Raw genomic sequence first — 24981 nt, forward strand, 5'->3', positions numbered from 1 at the left:
TTTAATTGATTAATATTTCGTCTGAAGGGTAATGATAATTTGCTTGTTTTACCTTCTTAAAAAATGCAATGAGAATAGTCAACATACTTACTCTCCCGATAAACATAGTTGCGACCAGCACCATCTTGCTTTCACTACTCAAATCTCCGGTAATACCCAAACTTAATCCTACAGTACTGTAAGCCGAAAAACTTTCGAACGCTATATCCAAAAGCTTTACATGTTTATCATAATGTGAAATCAGAAAAACGCTGGCTCCTATTATTAATAACGATAAACTCATTACAGCAAAAGCTCTTCTCACAGAAATATCGGCAATTTCCCGACGAAAAACTTCTATCTTACTCTTTCCTCGTGCCAAGCTCAGATAATTCAAAGTGGCAATGGCAAATGTACTCGTTTTAATTCCTCCTCCAGTTGATGCCGGAGAAGCCCCAACCCACATGAGAAAAATAATGATAATAATTGATGAAAAATGTAACTGACTAAAATCGATTGAATTGAAACCTGCTGTTCGAGGTGTAGTAGCAGTGAATAATGCCGTAATAACTTTTCCAACACCTGCATGACCTTCAAGAACATTATAATATTCTTTGATGTAAATAATCAATGTTCCTGCAACAATTAATATCGATGTAGTCAACAGATTTATTTTATTACTTAATGTCAAAATCCATGGACGATAATTATTTCTTTTTTCTACAAATCGAAGAATATATCGTGCGATAAGATGCTTTAGGTACCGAACAGAATTAATTACAATCGGAAATCCTAATCCTCCAAATACAAAAATAACTACAATGATAAACTGTAATGGATAATTGTATACATAACCCGATTCCATCATTCCATTTGGTAAAGTTGAAAAACCTGCATTACAAAATGCAGAAACCGAATGGAATACAGAAAAATATATTCTGTCGTAAAAGGATGGAATTAAAGATTTATCTAAACTGAAAAAGATAAGTATTGCTCCTATGGATTCAATCAAAAAGGTAATGACTAAAATCCGTTTTACTGTAGTAAAGACTTCTCCGATTTTTTCTGAATTAGTCATATCGCTCAATGCCAATTGATTTTCGTAAGTAGAACCTCCTTTGAAAAAATAACTAAAGTAGCTGGCAAATGTTAAGATACCTAATCCTCCAACCTGAATCAGAAGCATAATGATGGTTTGTCCAAAAGGTGTAAAATAACTACTTGTGTCAACTACAATGAGACCTGTTACGCAAACTGCACTGGTAGAAGTAAACATTGCATCTACAAAACTAATCCCTTGATAGGTTGCTTTTGGTAACATTAGAAGTAACGTTCCTATTAATATTAATCCCATAAAACTAATGATGAACAATTGCGCAGGATTCAGTAAAGATCGTTTATAGCTCAGCCTAGGGCGCGTGAATTCCCTTATCAGTTTCAAAAAAACCGCTAACCTTATCCAATGTGTAATTTCTGATAATCCTCCTGTAGATAGTTGTTTACATAAACAATAAAGCACAAAAAGGACACTTAGAACATCAAAAATAAAAACACTTAAGATGAATTCTTTTCGATGATAGTAATATTTTAGAATGGTAAAACAGACACCTATTACCAATACAAAAATGTACAAGGTCATTATACTTGCGAGTATATTTGGAGTTAGTGTAAAACCATAATCTACGACAAGTGCCGTAAGTGCTGCCAAATGCAATAGAACAACGAATTGCTGTACCCATTTTGCATATAAAAACTCTTTCATTTTTTATTCTCTTTCTGACTATTCTGTCTGTGTATCTTGCACAAGTAATGTGTTCTTGACATTAAGCCGTTCATTCAGCCATTTCTTTATCTTTGTTTTATCCGGCTCTTTTGTTCCTTTTTCCAAATGATATAATACCAACCATTCTACTTTGGCACTATCAGTTCCTGTCATTTTTTCTATCTTACCGAGAGAAACATCCTTAAGCTCAGGAAACAAAACATTCAACTCTTTTACTAAACCTGGTTCAGTTACTTTATATTTATTGAGTTCCTGTCTCAGATTATTGATTGCAACATCTTTTTCAGATAGCGATACATCTTGTTTATTCAATTCACTGAGAATTTCCGATTTAAGATCTGCATCATCCTGTCTAAAATTTAAAGTTGTATTGTGAATCCCTTTTTCTTCCAGTAATCTATTGTACATCTCCATTTCTTCTTTGTTCAATTTTTTGTTCAAAAAAGCGATATCCACATTTTTAGGATTTGCATTATAGTTCAGTTTTTTATATATTACGGTATATCCTTTATTATTAAACTCCGAATTAATAAATTCTTCTACTGTCTTCGTGAATTTTTTTTCTTCAAAAAGATTATACGCTAAATAAAAACTAGGGACAATCATTACCATCATTAAACAGGTAATACTATACCGTATTCGTTTTTCCTTCTTCGAATCAATTGCGGATGATGCAGGATATTTTAGGTATTTAATGACTAAAAAAGTAGCAATACAAATAAAGAAGCAGTTAATCGTATACAAGTAAAATGCTCCAAAAAAATAACTAAAATTAAAGGTCGCTAAACCATACCCAGCGGTACATAAAGGAGGCATCAATGCCGTAGCGATTGCGACACCTGGAATTGGGTTACCTTTTTCTACCCTTGTAATGGCGATGACTCCTACTAAACCTCCAAAAAATGCGATGAGTACATCATAAATATTGGGAGAAGTACGGGCAAGCAGTTCAGACTGAACATCTTTGAAAGGACTTATATAAAAGTAAAAAGCAGATACCAATAAACTGACAACTGTAGCGATTAATAAATTTTTAATGGATTTTCGTAAGAGCAAGAAATTATAGGTTCCCAATGCAAATCCTGCGCCCAAAATAGGTCCCATTAAAGGGGATATTAACATCGCACCGATAATTACAGCAGTAGAATTTACATTTAGCCCCACTGATGCTATAATAATAGCACAAGCCAATATCCAAAGATTAGACCCTCTAAAAGATATATTAGCCGTTACATTTTCTAAAACCTTTTGTCTATCCTCTTCTCCATTGTGCAGGTTGATAAAATCCCATAATTTTTTGCTCACCATATGCTTATAAATTAAGGTTATTTTTTCACTTCTTTGCTCAAGACATAATACCCTAATATACCTCCTATAATAGATGCTACAAAAATTCCAATTTTAGCCTGTGTCATATATTCTTCATTTGAGAAGGCTAAAGATGTAACAAACAGTGACATTGTAAATCCAATAGATGACAATAACCCCAAACCAAATAAATTTCTTACATTCATTCCTTCCGGAAATGAAGCCACTTTCAGCTTTACAAATAACAATGTAAAACCTACCACACCTACTACTTTTCCAACCAAAAGCCCTAACGCAACTCCAAGAGCCACATTCGTATTGAATAAATTTTCTATATCAATTGCAAGAGAAACACCCGCATTAGCCAATGCAAAAATCGGAATAATCAAAAAAGTCACCATCGGATGCATGGCATGCTCTAATTTTTGTAAGGGTGGAGTTGCAGCTACAACACTATTTTGAATTCCTTCCAAAATATGTAATTGCTCATTGGTTAGAGTCGGTTTACTGTTATCCGGATCAATCCCATTAAACTTGTCTAACAATCTTTGGATATTATTACTCAATATTTTTTCATTGATTTTCACATCAGCCGGAATCGTAAATGCAGCTAATACCGCAGCAATAGTAGCATGTACTCCAGACAGTAAAAAAGTTGTCCAAACTCCACCTATTCCTAGAATAGCGTAAAACAAAATACTTCTTACTCCCATTTTATTACCAATATACATCGCTAATAATACTGAAGCTCCGATAATTAAATGAAACATCGAAATTTCGGACGTATAGAAGAAGGCAATTACCAAAACTGCTCCCAAGTCATCCACTATTGCTAACGCAGTTAAAAATACTTTCAGAGTAAGCGGAATTCTATCTCCTAACAAATAAAGAACGCCTAAAGCGAAAGCAATGTCTGTCGCCATTGGAATTCCCCAACCACTATGTACTTCTCCGATTGGATTTAAAAATAAATATATCGCTGCCGGCACCACCATCCCTCCAAGGGCTGCTGCAATAGGTAACAATGCTTTACGTGGATTGGATAATTCGCCTCCAACAATTTCTCGCTTCAATTCCAAACCGACTACAAAGAAAAATACAGCCATTAACCCATCATTAATCCAATGATGTAAATTATATTCAAAATAAGTATTTCCGTCTAATTGAAATCCAAATTTATGCTCAAGAATATGATGATATTCTTCTGCTAAAGGTGAATTCGCAAATATCAATGCAAGAATCACGCTAATTCCCAACACAATTCCACCCGATTTTTCCTGCTTAATAAAGCTCTGAATGGGTGATACAATTTTTTCAATAGGAGTTTTCTTTACTGTATTCATTTTTATTTGGTTATCTTTTTTTTGTTGCCTTGAAGAATAAGTTAGAAAATACTCATTCTTTAACTGATAAAGTACAAAAGTATAAAATTCAAAACGATTCTCCTTATTCATCAAGGTAATATCATCCAATAAGAATCCTTCTTTTTAAAGAACTGCAACAAGCTATCATTATGATAATAACCTTATCAAAATGATACACTTTTCCATTTTTAAAAATAACGAAAAAACACTTAAAAAACTGATTTACATACCCTCACTAAAAGTTTACTTCTACTGGAATAAATTTTGGCATGTTGAATTTTAAATAATTCGTAAATGAAAAAAACAAATGCTGAATACAAACAAAGAAAAAAAACATCACTTCCAAAATGGCTAAAATCCTATCATTTATTGCTATTTGCACTAGTCATCCTATTCATTTTTGGTGCTTTTATGAAGCATCTAAGTTCACTTTAAAAAACAAATAAAAATGATAACAATAGTTTTAGTAATTGCAGGTTTGGCCTGTTTTGTTTTGTTCATAAAATCAATTGACTTTTTTGAGAAAATTTAAAAAAAGATGAAAACAAAAATCATAAATACGATACAACAATGGATCCCGGAAATCGTAAACTTTTTCCCGGATATTGACAAGTTGGATGATACGCTCGCAGACTATCAGCTGCTTCACAAATTAGGAGAAATATGTATGAGTAAAATTTGTTCCGGATTAGAAGATGAGCTGGAACGCGTACAGGAAATCGTTAAAGTAATCAATTTACTTTATCAGGGAGGAAACCAATATACCCGAAATGCGATTGAAAATGAATTTTTAACAACATTATCACATGAAGAGAGTCCGGGAAGTCTAAGAACACATCTTCACCTCTTCCCTTCTGAATTAAGAAAAGGATATATCAAAATAATTTTAGAGAATTAGTTTATGGGGATAAAGTCAGAAGTGAAAAGCCACCTTACCTCTAACCTCTTCCCAAAATAAAAAAGAAAATTTATGACAGCATTATTCATCGTAGCCATAGGTGTATTTGTTTACATCTGCTACGTATTACTTAAACCGGAAAAATTTTAAAATAATAATGGGGAGGAAATAAGAAGTGAAAAATCATCTTACTTCTTACCCAAGAAAACAAACAACAAATGAGCACAGAAATTTTAGGAATAATCGTCATGTTTACTTTATCGGTATTCTTAGCAATACCATTGGGTAAATACATTGCAAAAGTCTATGGTTGTGAAAAAACGCTGCTTGATCCGATTTTTAATCCCATAGAACGGATCTTTTACAAAATCAGTGGTATCAATCCACAGTCGGAAATGAACTGGAAAGAACAAATGGTCGCATTGATTACCATTAATATGGTCTGGTTCCTATTGGGTATGCTTATCCTGATGACCCAGGGGAGTCTTCCATTAAATCCGGATAAAAACCCGAGCATGTCGGCAGACCTTGCATTTAACACCGTCATATCATTTGTGGTAAACTGTAATCTGCAGCACTATTCAGGAGAATCAGGTTTAAGCTATCTGGGGCAATATTGGTTAATGTTCTTACAGTTTGTAAGTGCCGGAACCGGAATGGCAGCAGCAGTCGTATTATTCAGGGCATTCAGAGATAAATCAGCTGATACCTTGGGCAACTTTTACAACAATTTTGTAAAATCATGTACCCGTATTTTACTTCCTATATCATTTGTAGTCGCGATCATACTTACGTTTGAAGGTACTCCGATGACTTTTGAAGGAAAAGATACGATTACGACTTTACAGGGAGATTCGGTAGAAGTGTCAAGAGGACCGGCAGCTGCCTTTATAGGGATCAAACATATAGGAACTAATGGAGGTGGATTTTTCGGAGTCAACTCTGCCCATCCCTTTGAAAATCCATCCTATCTGTCCAATATGGTCGAAATGATTGCCCAACTGATTGTACCATTGGCTATGGTTTTCGCTTTTGGCTATTTCATTAGACGAAAAAAACTTTCGTGGATAATATTTGGCGTAATGACAGTAGGATTTTTAATGTTGACCATTCCAAATATACATATGGAAATGAACGGAAATCCTGCCATTGCAGCCATGGGTATCGACAATTCATTGGGAGCTATGGAAGGAAAAGAAATCCGTTTGGGAGCACCGGCATCGGGATTTTGGAGTATCGTTACTACCGTGATTTCTACAGGTTCAGTGAACTCCATGCATGATAGTTCGATGGCGTTATCCGGAATGAATGAATTGCTGGCGATGATGATCAATGCATTTTATGGCGGTGTTGGAGTCGGTTTATTAAACTTCTTTATTTTCATCATACTAGCTGTATTTATCAGTGGATTAATGGTAGGAAGAACTCCCGAGTTCCTAGGCAAAAAAGTAGAAGCAAGAGAAATGAAAATCGCCATGATTATTGCCTTGTTACATCCGTTCCTGATACTCGTTGGAACAGCATTGGCAACTGCTTTGCCTCAGTATACTGCTGATTCTCTCAATAACCCGGGATTTCACGGACTCAGCGAAATACTTTATGAATATACTTCATCATCAGCGAACAATGGTAGCGGATTTGAAGGACTTGGTGATAACACGCCTTGGTGGAATATCAGTACGGGATTTGTACTTCTCCTTTCACGGTTCTTACCGATCATAGGTCCTGTGGCAATTGCGGGCTTATTGGCACAAAAAAAATTCGTACCGGAAGGAGACGGAACATTAAAGACCGATACAGCTACTTTCGGACTGATGATTTTTGCCGTAATTGTTATCATAGCTGCTTTGGCATTCTTCCCTGTATTGGCATTAGGTCCGATTGCAGAATATTTTTCACTTTATTAAACTGATTAAAGAATTTTAGAAATGAACAATAATACATCATTGTTTCAAAAAGATATGGTTCAGGAAGCCTTGAAGCAATCTTTTGTGAAACTCAATCCGAAAATCATGTTCCGCAACCCGGTTATGTTTACTGTATGGATAGGTACACTTGTCATGTTAATTGTCAGCCTGTGGACATTGTTTGGTGCACAGGGGCAAGGAAGCTTTATATACAATCTCGTTGTATTCATCGTCCTTTTTAAAACACTGTTGTTTGCTAATTTTGCAGAAGCCATTGCCGAAGCAAGAGGTAAAGCACAGGCGGAAAGTTTACGTAAAACAAGAGAAGAAACTCCGGCAAGATTAAAAAACGGGAAAACCATTTCATCCGCCGAGTTACAGAAAGGCGATGTTTTCATCTGTAAAGCAGGCGATATCATTCCATCTGACGGAGAAATTATCGAAGGCCTGGCTACTATAGATGAAAGTGCCATTACCGGAGAATCTGCTCCTGTGATCCGTGAAGCAGGGGGCGATAAAAGCTCCGTAACAGGTGGTACCAAAGTTTTATCAGATAAAATCGTGGTACAGGTAACAGCGCAACCCGGTGAAAGTTTCCTGGACAAAATGATTGCTTTAGTAGAAGGTGCTGCCCGACAAAAAACACCGAATGAAATCGCTTTAACGATTTTATTGGCAGGGTTTACATTGGTATTTATTATTGTCTGTGTAACGCTGAAACCATTTGCTGATTATGCGAATGTTAACATCACAATCGCATCCTTTATCTCTCTGTTTGTCTGTCTGATCCCTACCACTATCGGAGGCTTATTGTCAGCCATCGGGATTGCAGGGATGGACAGAGCCCTGAGAGCGAATGTAATTACCAAAAGTGGTAAAGCAGTTGAAACCGCTGGTGACATTGATGTTTTGTTATTGGATAAAACAGGAACAATTACCATCGGTAACCGTAAAGCAACCCATTTTCATTCTGCCAATGGTATTGACGAGAAAAAACTCATAAAAGCCGCTGTACTAAGCTCCATGGCCGATGAAACACCGGAAGGAAAGTCGATTATCGAACTTGCCGGAGTTAATCCATTAAGCTATGAAGCAAGAAATCCTCAATTCATAAAGTTTACGGCGGAGACAAGGAGTTCAGGTATAGACTATGAAAACACACGTATCCGAAAAGGAGCAACTGATGCCATTAAAAATATCGTTACACGAGCAGGCAATGCGTTTCCAAAAGAAGTTGAGGAAAAAGTTAAAATTATTTCTTCAAATGGTGGCACTCCGTTGGTTGTATCAGAGAATGAAATCGCTTTGGGCGTGATTGAATTACAGGATATCATTAAACCCGGTATCCGGGAACGTTTTGAACGTCTGCGTAAAATGGGTATCAAAACCGTTATGGTAACAGGAGACAATCCTTTAACTGCAAAATTCATTGCTGAAAAGGCCGGTGTAGATGATTTTATAGCCGAAGCTAAGCCTGAAGACAAGATGAACTACATCAAAAAAGAGCAAAGTGAGGGCCGTTTGGTTGCGATGATGGGGGACGGAACAAACGATGCGCCAGCATTGGCTCAGGCTGATGTAGGCGTTGCAATGAATTCCGGTACACAAGCAGCGAAGGAAGCCGGCAATATGGTGGATCTGGACAACGACCCTACCAAATTGATTGAAGTGGTGGAAATCGGCAAACAGTTACTCATGACCCGTGGTACATTGACCACTTTCAGTATTGCGAATGATGTGGCCAAATATTTCGCTATCATTCCGGCATTGTTTATTACAGCTATTCCGGCATTGCAAGGGCTCAATATCATGAATTTACACAGTCCGGAAAGTGCTATACTGTCGGCCGTTATTTTCAATGCGATCATCATTCCGATGCTAATTCCATTGGCTTTAAAGGGTGTTACCTACAAGCCAATCGGAGCAAGTGCTTTGCTCCGTAGAAACCTGCTCATCTTTGGTCTAGGAGGTATCCTGGTACCCTTTGCAGGAATCAAGCTGATAGATATGCTTATATCAGTTTTCTTTTAATCAATTTTAAATAAGAGTAATGAAAAAACATATTTTGCCCGCAATAAAATTAACCACTGTTATGATGCTGTTCTTTACAGTCATTTATCCACTTGTAGTCTGGGGAATTGCACAGTTTGCTCCCAATGCCGGAAAAGGAGAAATTATTGAACATAACGGAAAGAAGCATTATGTGAATATTGGTCAGTCTTTTACAGACGACAACTATTTCTGGTCAAGACCATCCGCTGTGGATTACAATGCTGCCGGTTCAGGAGGCAGTAACAAAGGTCCTTCCAATGCCGAATATTTAGCAGACGTTCAGGCCCGAATTGATACTTTTTTAGTACACAACCCGGAGGTTCATAAATCTGAAATACCTGTTGATCTGGTGACAGCCAGCGGAAGCGGATTGGATCCAAACTTTTCCGTTCAGGCTGCAAAAGTACAGATAAAACGGATCGCTAAAATAAGAGGTATTGATGAACTGAAATTAAATCAATTAGTTGATCAGCAAACTGAAAAACCTTTATGGGGCATATTCGGCCCTGAAAAAATAAATGTATTGAAACTAAATATCGCGTTAGACGGGTTAAAGTAATTGAAAGTTGAAAATGAAACATTGAAAGTAAAGTGAATAAATTTAAAATAATAGCAGTATTGATAATTATCAATTGTCAATTATCAATTGTCAATTCAGCAAAAGCTCAAGAAACCGAAAAAAAACCGTTGACCATCAGCGGATATGCAGAAGTCTATTACCAGCAGGATTTCAATAATCCAAAGTCGAATACGAGACCCGGATTTGTTTACAGCCATCACCGTAACAATGAAGTGAGTTTAAACTTAGGTTTTATAAAAGCTGCCTACGAAACAGATAAAGTGAGAGCGAATCTGGCGCTTGGAGTAGGCTCTTATATGAATGCCAACTATGCCGCAGAAGAAGGTGTACTTAAAAACATCTATGAAGCCAATGTAGGTATGAAGTTGTCAAAAACCAAAAATCTATGGCTCGATGCCGGTATTTTGCCCTCACATATCGGTTTTGAAAGTGCTATCGGAGCAGATTGCTTTACACTGACCAGAAGTATCATGGCCGATAATTCGCCCTATTTCGAAACAGGAGCTAAACTCTCCTATGCAACCGACAACGGCAAATGGAATATGGCCGTATTGATATTAAACAGTTGGCAACGCATTCAACGTGTAGAAGGAAATACGACACCCGCTTTCGGACATCAGTTAACTTTCAGCCCGTCAGATAAAGTTACCCTGAACAGCAGTTCATTTATAGGCAACGATTTTCCGGATGATGAACGCAGAATGCGTTATTTCCACAACCTGTACGGACAATTTCAGATCAGTAATCAATTTACCCTGATTGCCGGATTTGATATTGGAGCACAACAGAAAGAAAAGTCAAGTGATGACTATGATATATGGTACACACCCGTTCTGATAGCGAAATACAGCCCTACTGAAAAAGTAAGTATCGCTGCAAGAGGAGAATATTACCACGATAAGAATGGTGTTATTATCTCATCAGAAACGGAAAACGGATTTCAAACATTTGGAGCTTCGCTGAATGTAGATTATCAAATTTTACCCAATCTGATTTGGCGTACCGAAGTCAAAAGTCTAAATAGCAAAGATGCTATTTTCATAAATAGAGATGCTAATATGAAAAAAGACAATGTAATGGCAGTTACATCGCTAGCGATACGTTTCTAATATTTCCATGTACACAAATTCCCCTTGACAATTTGTCTAAGGGGAATTTATAAATTTATATAACCAAACAGATTGTATGGACGAAAGAAAAAGTGCAGAACATTTTTTGGAGCTGATCCAAAAATCCCGAAGAGGAAAATTCAAGCTCTACATCGGGATGAGTGCCGGTGTGGGTAAAACCTATCGAATGTTACAAGAAGCACATACACTATTGCGTAATGGCATCGATGTAAAAATCGGATATATTGAGACACACAAAAGACCTGAAACCCATGCTTTATTGGAAGGACTTCCATTAATCCCCAGACGAAAACTTTTTTATAAAGGCAAAGAACTGGAAGAACTGGATTTACAAGCTATTATCAATCTACGTCCCGAAGTAGTTATTATAGATGAACTCGCACATACTAACATAGAAGGAAGCAACAATGAAAAGCGCTGGCAGGATGTCCTTGATATTCTAGAAACAGGTATTAATGTCATCAGTGCGGTCAATATTCAGCATATAGAAAGCCTGAATGAAGAAGTACATGAAATTACAGGCATTGATGTACAAGAACGTATTCCCGACAGTGTAGTTACCCAGGCAGATGAGGTGGTCAATATTGACCTTACAGCAGAAGATTTGATAGACAGGCTAAAAGCAGGAAAAATCTACGAAAGTTCTAAAATAGCAGCCGCTCTCAATAATTTTTTTAAGAGTGAACACATCTTACAGCTTCGGGAGCTGGCGTTAAAAGAAGTCGCTTCACAAGTACAGCGAAAAGTGGAAACAGAAGTAATATTGACAAGAAATATTAAGAAAGAACGTTTCTTGGCTTGCATCAGTTCAAACGAAAAAACAGCCAAAAATGTTATTCGTAAAACAGCTCGATTAGCGAACTATTACAACAGCAAATGGTATGTGATGTATGTGCAAATCCCTAAAGAAAATCCGGATAAAATTGCTCTGGATAAACAACGGCATTTGATTAATAATTTTAAATTAGCGACAGAATTGGGAGCAGAAATAATTAAAGTAAAAGCAAAAAATACAACCAAGGCTATCATCAAGGAATGTGAAGATCGTAAGATAACGACAGTTTGTATCGGTAAACCGCACATTACCCTCGTTAAAATTATTTTAGCAACCGACACATTCAATGCCCTGCTGAATAAATTATCACATGAAAATATAGATTTGATAATACTTTCGTGAGAAGTTGTCAGTGGGAAGTAAGAAGGACTTTTTACCTTTCACTTTTCTCCTCTCACCCAAAAAACAAAAAAATGAAAATTAAAGCAAAATTAACCATCGGTGTCGGCGCCCTGTTTTTGTTGATCTTGACACTTGCAGTTGTAAGTGGCTGGTTCGTCAACCAACTCAAAAAAGATACCAACAATATCCTTGTTGCCAATTACAATACACTGCAGTATTCGCGAAATATGCTGTTAGCACTCGAAGATATAACGAAAGACAAAACTGCTTTGGGCATTTTTGAAAAGAACCTGAACTTACAACATCAAAATGTTACAGAAATAGGTGAAAAAGAAGCCACACGTTTGATCATCAAACATTTCAATTCTTTAAAACAGCATCCTGATAATATCGAATTAAATTCATTCATTCGGAAAGATATCACAGAGGTCATGCGTCTGAACATGGAGGCCATCAACCGGAAAAGCGACATTGCGGATGATACCGCTCAGAGAGCAATTGTGATTATCTCTGTTACAGGAACATTATGTTTTATTATTGCATTCACTTTGTTAATCAACCTGCCATCCAATATTGCCGATCCGATCAAAGAGCTCACAGAAAGTATAAAGGAAATTGCCGGGCAGAATTATAAAAAACGGGTACATTTCGAAAGTCACAATGAATTTGGTGACCTGGCAAAATCATTCAACACCATGGCTCAAAAACTGGAAGAATATTCTGAAAGTAAATTGGATAAAATTCTGAAAGGCAAAAAACGAATTGAAACATTAATTGACAACCTGCATGATCCGGTGATTGGTATTGATGAAAACAAAAAAGTACTCTTCGCCAATGAAAAAGCTTTAACGATTTCGGGTTTACGAAAAGAAGAATTCATCGAAAAAAGAATACAGGATATCGCCGTGACAAACGATTTGATCAGAACCATTATCAAAAATCTTTTCCTTCCGAAAGATGAGAATACAAAATCAGAACAGTTAAAGATTTATGCCGACGGCAAGGAAAGTTATTTTGAAAAAGAAGTTGTAGATATTAATATCATTCCAACCGGAGAAGCAAACAGTGAGTTTATCGGTCAGGTCATTCTTTTGAGAAACATTACGCCGTTTAAAGAGCTTGATCTGGCAAAAACCAATTTTATGGGAACCGTTTCCCATGAATTTAAAACACCCATTTCTTCTATGCAAATGGGCATTCAACTTCTGGAAAATGAAAAAACCGGAGCGTTGAATAACGAGCAAAAAGGATTGATAAACGGCATAAAAGATGATACGGACAGACTGTTAAAAATCACAGGGGAATTATTAAATATCACGCAAGTTGAGAGTGGAGCAGTTCAGATAAATTTAATTTCTTCAGAAATCAAACCCATGATTGACTATGCTTTAAATGCCAATAAATCTGCCGCTGAACATAAGAACATTCAACTAGATGTTAACATTCAGGATGATGAATTAGTGCTTGCTGACAGTGAAAAGACAGCTTGGGTACTCACCAATATTATTTCTAATGCTATCCGGTATTCTTATGAGAATGCCACAATTTTGATCAAAACAGAGAAAGAAAACCATCAAATTAAATTTTCTGTAACCGATACAGGACAAGGAATACAATCACAATTTTTAAATAAAATTTTTGAACGCTATTTCCGAATTCCGGGAACCAAAAAAGACGGGACCGGTTTAGGTTTGAGTATAAGCAAAGAATTTATTGAAGCTCAAGGTGGAAAAATATGGGCAGAGAGTGAATACGGTGCAGGAAGTACTTTTTATTTTACACTTTACACCAATTCAAATAATTTTTCGAAATGAAATAACGAAAAATTATATAAACAATAAAATTCTATCTTTAAATACTTTATTTACTAAAGAAAATTCGATAATAATTTCATTCGAACTCATATTTTTTAATAACTTAATACAAGTAAAACGATTTATTTTAACACATAAATTATGCTTGACGATTTACTACATCAGATACATCATTGTAAAGTTTGTGAAGATTTTTTACCCTTGGGTGCAAACCCTATTGTACAAGCTGATTCCAAATCCAAAATTGTAATTATTGGGCAAGCGCCGGGATTAAAAGCTCATCAATCAAATATTCCATGGAACGATGCCAGCGGAGATCATTTACGTAAATGGCTAGATGTAACTAAAACTCAATTTTATGACCCCAAGCTCTTTGCACTCATCCCCATGGGATTTTGTTATCCGGGGAAAGGTAAGTCGGGCGATTTACCTCCCCGAAAAGAATGTGCTCCTTTATGGCACCAACGTTTGCTCAACGAAATGCCAGAAATAAAACTCACTTTGCTTATAGGAAGATATGCACAAGCATATTATTTAAGGGAAGCAAAGCACAAAACAATCACAGAAAATGTGCTGTGTTTCGAGAGCTATTTACCCTATTTTTTTCCTTTACCTCATCCTTCCCCGCGGAATTTCATCTGGATGAACAAAAATCCATGGTTCTCAGAACATGTTCTTCCCGAATTAAAAAATAAAATTGCGGATATTTTGTAACAAATACTAATCATTACCGTCTATTAAAGAAAATGTATTTTTATGATTCGATTTTTTCTATTTATTTGCTCTTTTTTCTGTTTGATATCTGTTCAAGCACAAAATTTTAAAAATGATAGCATTCGATCATTTTTAGATCAAGCGATGAATATTATAGAAGCAAACTCTATTCATACAGAGAATTTAACATCTATTAAACATAAGCTTTATAAAAACTCAAAAAATTTGAATTCTTTAGACGAAGTCGCTCCTTTATTTGAAGAAGTTTTTGAAGCGCTCAATGATTATCATGGCAGTTTAAAATACAAAGGAAAAACTTATGGATGGACTAAGGATACATCTTATGTAAATGCTTACTTAAAAAGTAAATTAAAAGAAGAAACGAACGTAAGTAGTTTCATTCTTGATCAAGATGTTGCCTATATAAGAATTCCGGGAAATAATGATTTTGCTTTTAAGAAAGTCGACAGTTTAGCAAATGATATTGTTTCACACATCAATCAAGTAAATTCTGACAAGATCAAGGGGTGGATTATCGATTTAAGAATGAATACCGGAGGAAATATGTATCCAATATTATTAGGGTTAAAGGAATTGATTGGAAATGAACTCGTTTTTGGTGGTTTTATCAATTCTAAAAATCAATCTACCGGAATTTGGGAAATAAAAGAGAATAAACTATCCATTGATCATATTACACTGGAACGAAAAACAATTTTAAATTACCCCCCTCCTAACACTATTCCAATTGTAATTTTAACAAGCGGATACACAGCAAGCGCAGGTGAAATGACTGCTATTTCATTTATAGGAAGAGACCACACTTACATCGTAGGCGAACCTACAGCCCATTATACTACTGCAGTTCAAGGATTTGAAATTAATCAATTTGCAGCCCTAAATCTTTCCACAGATTATGTCGTAGATCGAAACAAAAAAGTTTATAAAGGCCGTATTATTCCGGATATTGAAATTACAAAAGGAGACAATTTTGAAGAGTTGAGAAAAGACACAAAAATAAGTCAAGCCTTGAAATTATTAAAAAGTAAATAATCTATAAAACGAAACATACAACAATTCTCTTTCGTAATTGATGGCTATTTAAACAGCTCATCACAAAAAATCAACAATTCGGTGACTAATTCTTGTTATAAATGAGTCGAAAAGATAATTTCACTTAAAAATATAACCATGAAAAAATTATTCAAATTTTTAAAAATTACTTTCTTTTCTTTTTTAGCGCTAATCATTCTGTTGTTCCTTTACTTTTTTAGCTCAAATAAACTATTTCTGGGATCAAAAAATCAGGAAAATATAGATTATTTGACTCAAAACAATGTACTGATGAATGATTCGATTAATGGAAAATTATTTGATGAAGACTTTTACAAAGCCAAAGTTTTTCTTTTAGGAGAAATTCATGGATATGCAGATAATCAAAAATTGGATAAAGCGCTTTTTCAATTCTTAAATAAAAAAATTGGTGTAAAATATTATATCGCTGAAATGGATAGCTTAACAGCCAAAAAACTAAATCTCTTTTTATCTGAAAAGACAAAAGATGAAGCTAAACTAAAAGAAGTTGTTCAGTCTATTGGCAAACGAATTCCTCAACAATCTAGTCAGGAGTTATTTAACAAATGGAGTGAGTTGTATGAGTACAACAAAACTTTAAACGATTCTATGAAAATAACTGTTATTGGAATTGACACCGATTTTGATAAAAATGATTCAAAAATCTCACGAGATTCGGCAATGCTTGTAAATTTTCAGCATGCTGTTAAAAACTTAAAATTAGAAAACGAGAAATTTTATGGTCTTTTTGGCTTTTTCCATGTTTTGCAAAAGAATGTCGAGAATGGAAAGGCACCTTTTGCAGAAAGGTTGAAGAAATCAGGAATAGCAACCAAAAGCTTTGTGAGTTACACCTTGGAAAGTGAAATGTATCTTCCTAAAAATCCTCAGTTTCCAACTCCTCCTGATGAAAAAATAGATTGGATAAATGCAGATGGTCCTCTTATGCTTGTGAAAGGAATAAACGATTTAAAAAAATTGAGCCAACAAAATTCTGTGACACTTTTTAAGTTAGATTCGAAAAATTCTCCTTATTTTAAATCCCAAAATCTGATTAATGTGAAATCTCGGGTTTTTGGAGAAAATATAATTCCTGCACAAAATTCAACTACAACAGATTATTTTCAATACGTTTTTCTTCTTAGAAATTCTAAAGCTTTAACAAAACTCAACTAACCCCATATAAAAAATGAATCACCTTAAAATTATCACATTTTATGAAACCGGAACACAATTATATCCAAATAAATAAACACTCTTGGAACAATAGAACAGACACACATTTGAAATCAGATTTCTATAATCTGGATGGATTTCTAAAAGGTGAAACTTCACTAAATCCGATCGAATTAGAGCTACTTGGTGATATCAAAGGGAAAAGTATTTTACATCTGCAATGTCATTTTGGACAGGATACCATTTCATTAAGCAGACTTGGAGCGGAAGTAACCGGTGTCGATTTATCTGACAAAGCAATTGAGAATGCGAAAAAAATTGCCAAAGAAACTCATTCAAATGCCCAGTTCATCTGCTGCGACTTATATGATTTAGCCAATCATTTGGAGCAACAATTCGATTTTGTTTTTACAAGTTACGGAACCATTACCTGGCTACCTGATTTAGATAAATGGGGAAAATTAATCTCAAAATTTTTAAAACCAAATGGTCAATTCATTTTCGTTGAATTTCATCCTGTCGTTTGGATGTTTGATGATGATTTTGAAAAAGTGGGGTATAATTATTTTAATGTTGCGCCAATCGTAGAAACTGAAAACGGAACCTATGCGGATAAGAATGCTGACATTTCACAATCTTCTGTTACTTGGAATCACAGCATGAGCGAAGTGATCAGCAGTTTGATCAATCATTCTTTGGAACTTATACAAATTAAGGAATATGACTATTCTCCTTATAATTGCTTTAATGAAACGATTGAATTTGAACCTAAAAAATATAGAATAAAACATTTGGAAGACAAAATTCCGATGGTCTATTCTATCGTTGCGAAAAAAAAGCTTTGAATTATAACGTAAATGACTTAGATTTTACAACCTAAGTCATTTATCTACCATTTCCCTATTGGGAGGTCAGTTTTGATTTACGCCAATTCTAGAATTAGTAAACTAACACCATCAGGCGAAAATGGTTTTTGTTCCAGGCTTTTTGGGACAATGACACATTCGCCTTCTTTTATTTCTTCCACTTCCTTAGTTGGAAACTCAAGAAATAATGTTCCTTCCAATACATAAAATAGTTTATCGCCTTCATCATGTTTATGCATTTCAAACTCACCTTTCAATTTTATCATCTGCAGGCGATGATTGTTGACTCGACCAACTTCTTTTAATTTCCAAAGTTCTGAAATGGAATCTAAGGTTGATTTTATATTAATCTTAGTGACTGTCATTTGATTTTCATTTAAATTACTCTCTAGTTATCCTTAAGAATTTTTTTCCAAATGACGTTCTTCTACAGATTTATCTTCTGCAACACCCGACTTCCAATACGAATAAGCGTATAATTCCGTATTCGACCAATTCAATTCTTTTCTAAAATACATTCTCAATTCTTTTACTGTTGCAAATTCTGCTGCTACATACGCAAATTTTGTACAACCTTCCGGAACCGAAATCATTTTTACATTTTCTGCCAGCTCACTTCCCTTCTCCGGATGTTTATTATGCAACCAGACAATTTCAATATTTTGAGGTTTTATCAACTCTAACTCATCTTCTTTCCCAAACGTTTCCAGGATGACAATTCCATTCGCATCTGCAGGTAAAGCTTCCAAAATGCAACTAATCACAGGAATTGCAGTCGCGTCACCAATCAAAAAATACCACTCTGCAGTAGGATGTAAAGGTTCTGATTTTAATTTCATTGCAACCCCTATTTCAGTTCCTATTTCTGCATGCATCGCCCAACGTGAAGCTGGTCCATTTTCTCCATGATTGACAAAATCAATCATCATCAAATTATTTTCTGTATCAATCGCTCTGTGTGTGTATGTTCTTATACTTGGACGAACTTCTATCGGAGGGAGTATTAATTCTCCTGTTACAGGATCATTTTCAGAAAAATAAACTTTTTCAACGCCTACAGGCGGAACAAAAATTTTGTTATTCACACCAAGTGTACACATTTTAAAAGGGCTTACATCATCACATTTTAATGTGACCCGAATAAGATGAGGTGTAAGGTTTTGTTTCCGAACAAGATTAAACTTTGTTCTTAATATCGGTATATTGTTCATCTTTTTTATGTTTGAGTTATTGTATAGCTTTTTTTATATCTTCAATCATTTGTTTGGTAGACGTAATTCCTCCTCCCGAAATATACCACACTTGTGGATTCAAGTAAATGATCTTTCCGTTTTTATACGCATTTGTTTGCTTGATTAATACATTTTCGATGTCATTTTTATTGGTCTGAACTTTATTCATCATGGCAGAACGATCTACAACAAACAAATAATCAGGATTAACACTTTCTATAAATTCATTGGAAACAGGTTGTCCGTGGACAGCCACTTCTAAATTTTCCGAAACAGGTTTTATCCCCATTACATCATGAATAAATCCAAATCGGGAATTCTTCCCATAGGCACTGAACTTTCCATTATTGTAAAGAATAATTAATCCTTTTTTATCAATTTTATCAATATTTTCTTTATCGGTTTTAACTTCTGCTTTTATCGCTTCAACCTCTTTCTTCATCTCCTCTTCTTTGTCAAAAATTTTACCCAAAGTCAACGTATTTTTTTCAAAAGAATTCATGTAATCCAATGGGTCAACCTGCATCGAAATTGTTGGAGCTATTTTCGACAGTTCATCATAAAATTTATTTTGACGATCGGAAATAATGATTAAATCTGGATTTAATGCATTTATTCTCTCTAAATTTGGTTCTACCAGAGAACCTACATCTTCTATCGAAGGATCGTTCCCCAAAACTTTTAAATGTTCGGGAATATGATCTTTCGGAATTCCAGCCGGCTTAATGCCTAACTCTTTTAGACTTTCTAATGCTCCCATATCAAAAACAACAACACGTTGCGGATTTTTAACAACATTCGTTGTGTCCAATTTATGAATGACTTCTATTTGATTTTCTGCATCAATCGTGTCTATTTTATTTTCTTTGTTACAAGAACTTAAAAAAGCTATTCCCGTCAACAGGGAAATTTTAATCCAATTTTTCATATAAATAATTAAGGTGTTATAAATTAAAATAATTACAAATTTTTTTTCCGTTATGTTCAATCACTTCAAATTCTAAATCAAACATCTTTTCAAGATTTTTTGCCGTGATCATAGCTGAAGTTTTACCATGACTCATAATTTTTCCATTCTTCATTCCAACAATATAATCCGAATAGTTTGCTGCAAAATTGATTTCGTGAATGACAATAATGATTGTTTTATTCTTTTCTATTACTAGTCGTTTCAGTGTTTTCATCACCTGAACCGAAAGTTTCATGTCCAAATTATTGAGCGGTTCATCCAACAAAATATAATCAGTATCCTGTGCAATCACCATTGCTAAAAAAGCACGTTGCTGTTGTCCTCCACTCAATTCATCTAAATATTTTGTTTTAAGATCATTTAAAGAACAAAAAGTTAATGCTTCATTTATTTTCTCTTTGTCTAAAGTTGTTAATCGACCTTGCGAATATGGAAAACGACCGAACGCCACTAAATCTTCAACCGTTAACCGTAATTCAATGTGGTTTGTTTGTTTTAGAATCGATAGTTGTTTTGCCAACGTTCTGTTTTTGAAACTGAACAAATCTTTCTCATTTATAAATATTGAACCATTGTCTTTCTCGATCAAACGGCTTATAATTGAAAGTAACGTACTCTTTCCAGCCCCATTAGGTCCAATTAATGAAATCAACTGATTTTTAGGAAACTCTAAATTAATTTCCTCTAAAACTGTATAATTGTTGTATGCTTTGGTAATATTTTTTAATTGAATCATTTTTTCTGAGTTGATTGAAGAATAAGATAAATAAAGTAGACACCTCCTATAAAATTGACAATAATACTTGTTGTTGTGGAGAAGTTAAAAACATGTTCGACCAATAGCTGTCCAATGAACAATACAATACATGCAATTACCGAGGTTAGCCAAACCATGTACGTATGCTTGGACGTTGCAAAAAGTTCGTAACAGATATTTGTTACCAAAATTCCAAGGAAAACAATCGGCCCAACTAAAGCAGTAGAAACTGAAACCAATACCGAAATTATCAGCATATAAATTTGAATCAATCGGTTATAATTTAAGCCTAAATTAATTGCTTGATCACGTCCTAAAGCAATCACATCCAAATATTTTAGATAACGTTGAGCAAAAATCAACGTTAGAGCAGTTATGACAAGACTTATTGTGAGTAACTCTGTATTCATTCTATTGAATGAAACAAACATATGCGATTCGACCATTGAGAATTCGTTAGGATCAAGAATTATCTGTACAAACTGACTAATTTTATCGAATAATGTTCCTAAGACTAATCCTATTAACAAAAGTTGGTAAATGTTGTTTTTTCCTTTTTTGAACAACAAAAAATAAATCAAAACAGAAAATAACATCATGAAGAGTATGGCATAAATAAAATTGGCTTTATCTGATATTACCTGAAAAGTTTTATCTCCATATAAAAACACCAAAATAGTTTGGAAAAGAATGAAAACAGCTTCGTATCCCATTATAGATGGTGTCAAAATTTTATTACTGGTAATTGTCTGAAAAATTAGTGACGAATAGCCTACACATACTCCAACTAATATCAATGTTATCAATCGGATAAATCGTTTCGGTATGACATAATCTAAATTATTCCCTGTGTTGAAAAACATAAATAATATCGCAAACACAATGAATGTAACGAGTAAAACTGATGTTCTACGAGCAAGTGTTTTCATTTGTTATCTACGTTTTAAGATTAAGATTAAAAAAAATATTCCTCCTAGGACTCCAACTGTTAAGCCTATTGGCAATTCATAGGGATAGATAACCAGCCGACCAATAATATCAGAAAACAATAAAAAGATAGCACCAAAAATTGCTGTAATGGGTAAAGTACGTTTTAAATTATCGCCATATATCATACTTACGATATTCGGAACAATTAATCCTAAAAAAGGGATAACCCCAACAGTAACCACCGTAACACTAACTGTAAGCGCAATACAGAATAAACCAATGTAGACAATATTATGGTAGCTGATTCCCAAGTTTTTTGAAAAATGCTCTCCCATTCCAACCACCACAAATTCATTGGCATATAAGTAGGAAATAACAACTGCTGGTAAAATAAAATAAACCGATTCGTAATTTCCCTGTAAGACGGATGAAAAATCTCCCATCATCCAGCCTTGCATATTTTGTACAATTCGATTTTTGTAGGCAAAGAAAGTTGCAATCGCATTGAGAATATTTCCATACATAATTCCAATAAGCGGAATAAAAATGATATTCTTCGTACGTATTTTTCTTACCATTAAAATAAACAATACACATGAGAGCAGGGTAAACAATAAAGCGATGATTGTTTTTCCGAAAATTGATGTTTGCTGGAAAAAAATAATACTGAACAAGATACCCAATTTTGCAGCATCTAAAGTTCCTGCTGTAGAAGGGGAAACAAATTTATTTTGTGAAATTTGTTGCATGATAAATCCTGCTATACTTAATCCTATTCCGGACAAAATCAATGCGATGGTACGAGGGAAACGGCTCACCCCCAATATTCTCATTTTTTCTTCGTCTAAATTTAAAATATCTGCAATCAACACTTCTTTGGCTCCTACAAACAGGGACAAAAAAGCTAAAAGAAATAATAATATAACCAATAGTAAATAACGCATTTTTTATTTTAAATATTTATTTAGACTAAATATAAATACGAAGATACATATTTATTCCCGCATTCATTCAAGATAAATATCAGGTACCATAGAATCATAAGTTTTATACTTAGAATATTGAATAAAAATGAAAAATTCTGACAAGGAGAAAGCAACGAGTACGTTTCTTAAAAGTAAAAAGCGAATCTAGAAGATTCGCTTTTTACTTTTTTTTATTTCCACCAATAGTAATAATTGTGATTTCCATCGTATTCAAAACCACAACGCGGGTATAGTTTATTACCAATGTCATTTGTTTTTTCTGTTTCAAGCATCAGCCCGCAAGCTTCTGTCTCATCACACCATTGTTTCGCTCGATCTATCAATGCGACCGAAAGCCCTTTACCCCTATAATCGGGATGCACAAACAAATCGCTCAAGAGCCATTGTTTTTCTAATTTAATGTAATGGTAAAGTTTGTATAACTGTACAAAACCAACTGCTTTTTCTTCAACATAGACTACAAAAATATGGGACTGATCATTGCTCATTCGTTCTTTTATAAATGCTTCACATTTTTCATAATTATCCGCCTGACGATAGAAAATACGATAAAGATTAAATAATTCCGCTGTTGTCTTTAATTCTTTTAAACCTACTTTTTTAATGTTGTAATTCATTTTTTTTATTATTTGATTTGCGAGGTAAAAGTATAGGCTAACAGGATGAGAAAAGTGGTGCAGTTTATAGATATTTCAGTAGTCCAGGTTTTCTTTAATTTACACAAAAAATGAAATAATCAATCGTATTCAAATCGTTCATGAACTAACTTTTCCATTTTCTTAGAGCTGTATAGAAAATAAAAAGCCCGAAAATTATAACAACTTTCGGGTTTACAAAGAGAATTTATCTTATACCTATACCTCTCTTTTTATTGCTGATAGAATCATATTCAGCTCATGTATTTCAGCTTCGTTCAATGGTTGCAAAGGGCCTTTAAAATGCCCTCCATTTATTCCTAATAAATCTAAACCAGCTTTTATGGAACGCGGTAGTCCTTTTGCGACAATAAATTTTAACAAATCAACTTGTTTGTAAAATATTCTTTGCGCTTTTTCCAAATCATTCTCTTGTACGGCTTCATAAAGAGCAATATTTAATTCCGGAATTAAATTGGGGGCTGCTGTACACCATCCGTTTGCTCCTGCCGAAAAAGCGGCCAAAGCCAACGGATTAGAGCCATTATAGAATGCGACTTCCTCACCTAATTCCTTTCTCAAATAATACATCCGCTGAATGTCTCCTGTGCTTTCTTTTATCATAGTTACATTGGGTATTTCCAACAAACGTTTCAATAAAGCAGGTGACATGTCTACACCTCCGGTAGCAGGATTATTATAAGCCATGATTGGAATTGAGATTTTAGAAGCAACAGTATCATAATGTTGTACGATTTCATCATCTGTTAATTTCCAATAACTCATAGGAATAATCATGACTGCTGTCGCTCCTGCTTTTTCAGCAAACTGTGCATGATAAACTGTTCGCTCCGTTGTAAGGTTAGAAACACCAACCAATGTAGGCACTCTACCATTTACTTGTTGTATACATGTTTCGGTTAATTCTTCTTTTTCAGTGTCGTTAAGATAAGGCATTACTCCTGTACTTCCAAGTGGAGCAATTCCATGACATCCTGCTGTAATCAAACGCTCGACCTGCTTTCTGAATAATAGAAGATCAACATTCTCATTTTTGTCAAAAGGTGTAACAGGATATGCAATTACCCCTTTAAATGGTACTTTATTCATTTTCTTTATTTTTTAATTAAAAATCTCTCCCCTCCTCTTCACGTAATGCAACTCCCAAATTTTGTAATTGAGGAGCATTTTCACATGCAATATATTTAGCAGATTCAGTATCGCTCAAGTTTTGATGTTGATGCCATGCCCAAGAAGGAATGTACACAGCATCACCTGCTTTCCATTCTACAACTTCATCTTCAACACGTGTCCAACCTTTTCCTTCTATGACATATAAAACTGTTTCATAAGTGTGGCGATGTAGATGTGTTTTTTGTCCCGGCAATAAACCTCCGATCGTCATACTTACATTTTTACTCGGCAAATCGACAAAGAAAACCGGGTGTTTTCTTTCCTCTGAAAATTGGTTATGAACCCCCGCATTCTCAACATTTTTATGAATAAGATGAGAAGGTTTCACATAGGTTGGTCGTGCAAAAGTCTGATGAAAATCTTTAGAACTAAATTGTTTCTGTTCTGCATGAATAGTCTTTTTTACTTCTGTCGAAGTTTCTGATTTTGACATAATTGATCCTATTTTAATGTTT

The 24981-nt window shown here is 34.7% G+C and carries 24 protein-coding genes; 12 read left to right on the forward strand and 12 right to left on the reverse strand.

Annotated features, from left to right (window positions below; genetic code table 11):
• Window position 1 precedes the first annotated feature (1 nt).
• Genes H277_RS19340 through nhaA form a run of 3 tightly spaced genes read right to left on the reverse strand, consistent with a single transcriptional unit; the run spans window position 2 to window position 4413 of the window.
• Window positions 2-1741, reverse strand: coding sequence for a TrkH family potassium uptake protein (locus H277_RS19340; protein WP_026357677.1), 1740 nt, complete (start codon window positions 1739-1741; stop codon window positions 2-4).
• A gap of 18 nt (window positions 1742-1759) precedes the next feature.
• The gene (locus tag H277_RS0116385) at window positions 1760-3070 is read right to left on the reverse strand and encodes a DUF389 domain-containing protein (protein ID WP_019976708.1); all 1311 of its coding nucleotides are present in this window, start codon (window positions 3068-3070) and stop codon (window positions 1760-1762) included.
• 17 nt (window positions 3071-3087) lie between these two features.
• Entirely contained in the window at window positions 3088-4413 is a 1326-nt protein-coding gene (nhaA, locus tag H277_RS0116390; RefSeq protein ID WP_026357679.1) for a Na+/H+ antiporter NhaA, read from the reverse strand.
• A gap of 559 nt (window positions 4414-4972) precedes the next feature.
• On the opposite strand from nhaA, the gene H277_RS0116400 reads away from it, so the two are divergent.
• The 12 genes from H277_RS0116400 to H277_RS0116450 all read left to right on the forward strand — a co-directional run bounded on the left by H277_RS0116400 (window position 4973) and on the right by H277_RS0116450 (window position 17801).
• Window positions 4973-5332 (forward strand): DUF7674 family protein, encoded by a 360-nt coding sequence (locus H277_RS0116400; RefSeq protein WP_019976711.1) that lies wholly within the window; start codon window positions 4973-4975, stop codon window positions 5330-5332.
• Between the two features lie 72 nt (window positions 5333-5404).
• Window positions 5405-5482 carry a K(+)-transporting ATPase subunit F gene (gene kdpF / locus H277_RS20635; protein WP_081623247.1) on the forward strand — a complete coding sequence of 26 codons (78 nt, stop codon included), beginning with the start codon at window positions 5405-5407 and terminating at the stop codon, window positions 5480-5482.
• A 68-nt stretch (window positions 5483-5550) separates the two neighbouring features.
• Window positions 5551-7239 carry a potassium-transporting ATPase subunit KdpA gene (gene kdpA, locus H277_RS0116405; protein WP_019976712.1) on the forward strand — a complete coding sequence of 563 codons (1689 nt, stop codon included), beginning with the start codon at window positions 5551-5553 and terminating at the stop codon, window positions 7237-7239.
• 21 nt (window positions 7240-7260) lie between these two features.
• On the forward strand, window positions 7261-9270 hold the full coding sequence (gene kdpB, locus H277_RS0116410; protein ID WP_019976713.1) for a potassium-transporting ATPase subunit KdpB: 2010 nt from the start codon (window positions 7261-7263) through the stop codon (window positions 9268-9270).
• A 19-nt stretch (window positions 9271-9289) separates the two neighbouring features.
• Window positions 9290-9850: a K(+)-transporting ATPase subunit C gene (locus tag H277_RS0116415; RefSeq protein ID WP_026357680.1), complete on the forward strand. Its 561-nt coding sequence runs from the start codon at window positions 9290-9292 to the stop codon at window positions 9848-9850.
• Window positions 9851-9882: 32 nt separating this feature from the next.
• Window positions 9883-10980 (forward strand): porin, encoded by a 1098-nt coding sequence (locus tag H277_RS0116420; RefSeq protein ID WP_019976715.1) that lies wholly within the window; start codon window positions 9883-9885, stop codon window positions 10978-10980.
• A 76-nt stretch (window positions 10981-11056) separates the two neighbouring features.
• Window positions 11057-12178, forward strand: a complete 1122-nt coding sequence (locus H277_RS0116425) for a histidine kinase (protein ID WP_019976716.1) — start codon at window positions 11057-11059, stop codon at window positions 12176-12178.
• A 71-nt stretch (window positions 12179-12249) separates the two neighbouring features.
• Complete coding sequence (locus tag H277_RS0116430) at window positions 12250-13992, forward strand: HAMP domain-containing sensor histidine kinase (protein ID WP_019976717.1); 1743 nt, start codon at window positions 12250-12252, stop codon at window positions 13990-13992.
• Between the two features lie 141 nt (window positions 13993-14133).
• Complete coding sequence (locus H277_RS0116435) at window positions 14134-14706, forward strand: uracil-DNA glycosylase family protein (protein ID WP_019976718.1); 573 nt, start codon at window positions 14134-14136, stop codon at window positions 14704-14706.
• A gap of 144 nt (window positions 14707-14850) precedes the next feature.
• Window positions 14851-15759, forward strand: coding sequence for a S41 family peptidase (locus H277_RS0116440; RefSeq protein WP_159156240.1), 909 nt, complete (start codon window positions 14851-14853; stop codon window positions 15757-15759).
• Window positions 15760-15897: 138 nt separating this feature from the next.
• The gene (locus H277_RS0116445) at window positions 15898-16956 is read left to right on the forward strand and encodes a hypothetical protein (protein ID WP_019976720.1); all 1059 of its coding nucleotides are present in this window, start codon (window positions 15898-15900) and stop codon (window positions 16954-16956) included.
• A gap of 41 nt (window positions 16957-16997) precedes the next feature.
• Window positions 16998-17801, forward strand: coding sequence for a class I SAM-dependent methyltransferase (locus tag H277_RS0116450; RefSeq protein ID WP_019976721.1), 804 nt, complete (start codon window positions 16998-17000; stop codon window positions 17799-17801).
• A 77-nt stretch (window positions 17802-17878) separates the two neighbouring features.
• Here H277_RS0116450 and H277_RS0116455 read toward each other — a convergent pair whose 3' ends face one another.
• From H277_RS0116455 to H277_RS0116495, 9 genes are all read right to left on the reverse strand, one after another.
• Window positions 17879-18187 carry a cupin domain-containing protein gene (locus tag H277_RS0116455; RefSeq protein WP_019976722.1) on the reverse strand — a complete coding sequence of 103 codons (309 nt, stop codon included), beginning with the start codon at window positions 18185-18187 and terminating at the stop codon, window positions 17879-17881.
• 33 nt (window positions 18188-18220) lie between these two features.
• Complete coding sequence (locus H277_RS0116460; RefSeq protein ID WP_026357682.1) at window positions 18221-19033, reverse strand: siderophore-interacting protein; 813 nt, start codon at window positions 19031-19033, stop codon at window positions 18221-18223.
• A 16-nt stretch (window positions 19034-19049) separates the two neighbouring features.
• Window positions 19050-19982, reverse strand: a complete 933-nt coding sequence (locus tag H277_RS0116465) for a siderophore ABC transporter substrate-binding protein (protein WP_026357683.1) — start codon at window positions 19980-19982, stop codon at window positions 19050-19052.
• Window positions 19983-19998: 16 nt separating this feature from the next.
• Window positions 19999-20760, reverse strand: a complete 762-nt coding sequence (locus tag H277_RS0116470) for an iron ABC transporter ATP-binding protein (RefSeq protein ID WP_019976725.1) — start codon at window positions 20758-20760, stop codon at window positions 19999-20001.
• Entirely contained in the window at window positions 20757-21710 is a 954-nt protein-coding gene (locus H277_RS0116475; protein WP_026357684.1) for an iron chelate uptake ABC transporter family permease subunit, read from the reverse strand. The genes H277_RS0116470 and H277_RS0116475 overlap by 4 nt, the downstream gene beginning before the upstream one ends.
• Window positions 21711-21713: 3 nt before the next feature.
• Window positions 21714-22655: an ABC transporter permease gene (locus H277_RS0116480; protein ID WP_019976727.1), complete on the reverse strand. Its 942-nt coding sequence runs from the start codon at window positions 22653-22655 to the stop codon at window positions 21714-21716.
• A gap of 212 nt (window positions 22656-22867) precedes the next feature.
• The gene (locus tag H277_RS0116485) at window positions 22868-23314 is read right to left on the reverse strand and encodes a GNAT family N-acetyltransferase (protein ID WP_019976728.1); all 447 of its coding nucleotides are present in this window, start codon (window positions 23312-23314) and stop codon (window positions 22868-22870) included.
• Window positions 23315-23551: 237 nt separating this feature from the next.
• A complete protein-coding gene (locus H277_RS0116490; protein WP_019976729.1) occupies window positions 23552-24442 on the reverse strand; it encodes a dihydrodipicolinate synthase family protein in 891 nt (296 codons plus the stop codon).
• A 16-nt stretch (window positions 24443-24458) separates the two neighbouring features.
• A complete protein-coding gene (locus tag H277_RS0116495; protein WP_019976730.1) occupies window positions 24459-24959 on the reverse strand; it encodes a cupin domain-containing protein in 501 nt (166 codons plus the stop codon).
• Between the last annotated feature and the right edge of the window lie 22 nt (window positions 24960-24981).

Origin of the sequence: Empedobacter brevis NBRC 14943 = ATCC 43319, from assembly GCF_000382425.1 — a bacterium.
In the GTDB taxonomy this organism is placed as follows: domain Bacteria; phylum Bacteroidota; class Bacteroidia; order Flavobacteriales; family Weeksellaceae; genus Empedobacter; species Empedobacter brevis.

Bases quoted from the DNA above. Each gene is read 5' to 3' on its own strand.
- kdpB (WP_019976713.1), top strand. From the start codon at position 7,261: ATGAACAATAATACATCATTGTTTCAAAAAGATATGGTTCAGGAAGCC.
- kdpF (WP_081623247.1), top strand. From the start codon at position 5,405: ATGACAGCATTATTCATCGTAGCCATAGGTGTATTTGTTTACATCTGC.
- H277_RS0116440 (WP_159156240.1), top strand. From the start codon at position 14,851: ATGAATATTATAGAAGCAAACTCTATTCATACAGAGAATTTAACATCT.
- H277_RS0116455 (WP_019976722.1), bottom strand. From the start codon at position 18,187: ATGACAGTCACTAAGATTAATATAAAATCAACCTTAGATTCCATTTCA.
- H277_RS0116495 (WP_019976730.1), bottom strand. From the start codon at position 24,959: ATGTCAAAATCAGAAACTTCGACAGAAGTAAAAAAGACTATTCATGCA.
- kdpA (WP_019976712.1), top strand. From the start codon at position 5,551: ATGAGCACAGAAATTTTAGGAATAATCGTCATGTTTACTTTATCGGTA.
- H277_RS0116400 (WP_019976711.1), top strand. From the start codon at position 4,973: ATGAAAACAAAAATCATAAATACGATACAACAATGGATCCCGGAAATC.
- H277_RS0116450 (WP_019976721.1), top strand. From the start codon at position 16,998: ATGAAACCGGAACACAATTATATCCAAATAAATAAACACTCTTGGAAC.
- nhaA (WP_026357679.1), bottom strand. From the start codon at position 4,413: ATGAATACAGTAAAGAAAACTCCTATTGAAAAAATTGTATCACCCATT.
- H277_RS0116470 (WP_019976725.1), bottom strand. From the start codon at position 20,760: ATGATTCAATTAAAAAATATTACCAAAGCATACAACAATTATACAGTT.
- H277_RS0116475 (WP_026357684.1), bottom strand. From the start codon at position 21,710: ATGAAAACACTTGCTCGTAGAACATCAGTTTTACTCGTTACATTCATT.
- H277_RS0116430 (WP_019976717.1), top strand. From the start codon at position 12,250: ATGAAAATTAAAGCAAAATTAACCATCGGTGTCGGCGCCCTGTTTTTG.
- H277_RS0116485 (WP_019976728.1), bottom strand. From the start codon at position 23,314: ATGAATTACAACATTAAAAAAGTAGGTTTAAAAGAATTAAAGACAACA.
- H277_RS0116425 (WP_019976716.1), top strand. From the start codon at position 11,057: ATGGACGAAAGAAAAAGTGCAGAACATTTTTTGGAGCTGATCCAAAAA.
- H277_RS0116415 (WP_026357680.1), top strand. From the start codon at position 9,290: ATGAAAAAACATATTTTGCCCGCAATAAAATTAACCACTGTTATGATG.
- H277_RS0116385 (WP_019976708.1), bottom strand. From the start codon at position 3,070: ATGGTGAGCAAAAAATTATGGGATTTTATCAACCTGCACAATGGAGAA.
- H277_RS0116465 (WP_026357683.1), bottom strand. From the start codon at position 19,982: ATGAAAAATTGGATTAAAATTTCCCTGTTGACGGGAATAGCTTTTTTA.
- H277_RS0116490 (WP_019976729.1), bottom strand. From the start codon at position 24,442: ATGAATAAAGTACCATTTAAAGGGGTAATTGCATATCCTGTTACACCT.
- H277_RS19340 (WP_026357677.1), bottom strand. From the start codon at position 1,741: ATGAAAGAGTTTTTATATGCAAAATGGGTACAGCAATTCGTTGTTCTA.
- H277_RS0116445 (WP_019976720.1), top strand. From the start codon at position 15,898: ATGAAAAAATTATTCAAATTTTTAAAAATTACTTTCTTTTCTTTTTTA.
- H277_RS0116435 (WP_019976718.1), top strand. From the start codon at position 14,134: ATGCTTGACGATTTACTACATCAGATACATCATTGTAAAGTTTGTGAA.
- H277_RS0116480 (WP_019976727.1), bottom strand. From the start codon at position 22,655: ATGCGTTATTTACTATTGGTTATATTATTATTTCTTTTAGCTTTTTTG.
- H277_RS0116460 (WP_026357682.1), bottom strand. From the start codon at position 19,033: ATGAACAATATACCGATATTAAGAACAAAGTTTAATCTTGTTCGGAAA.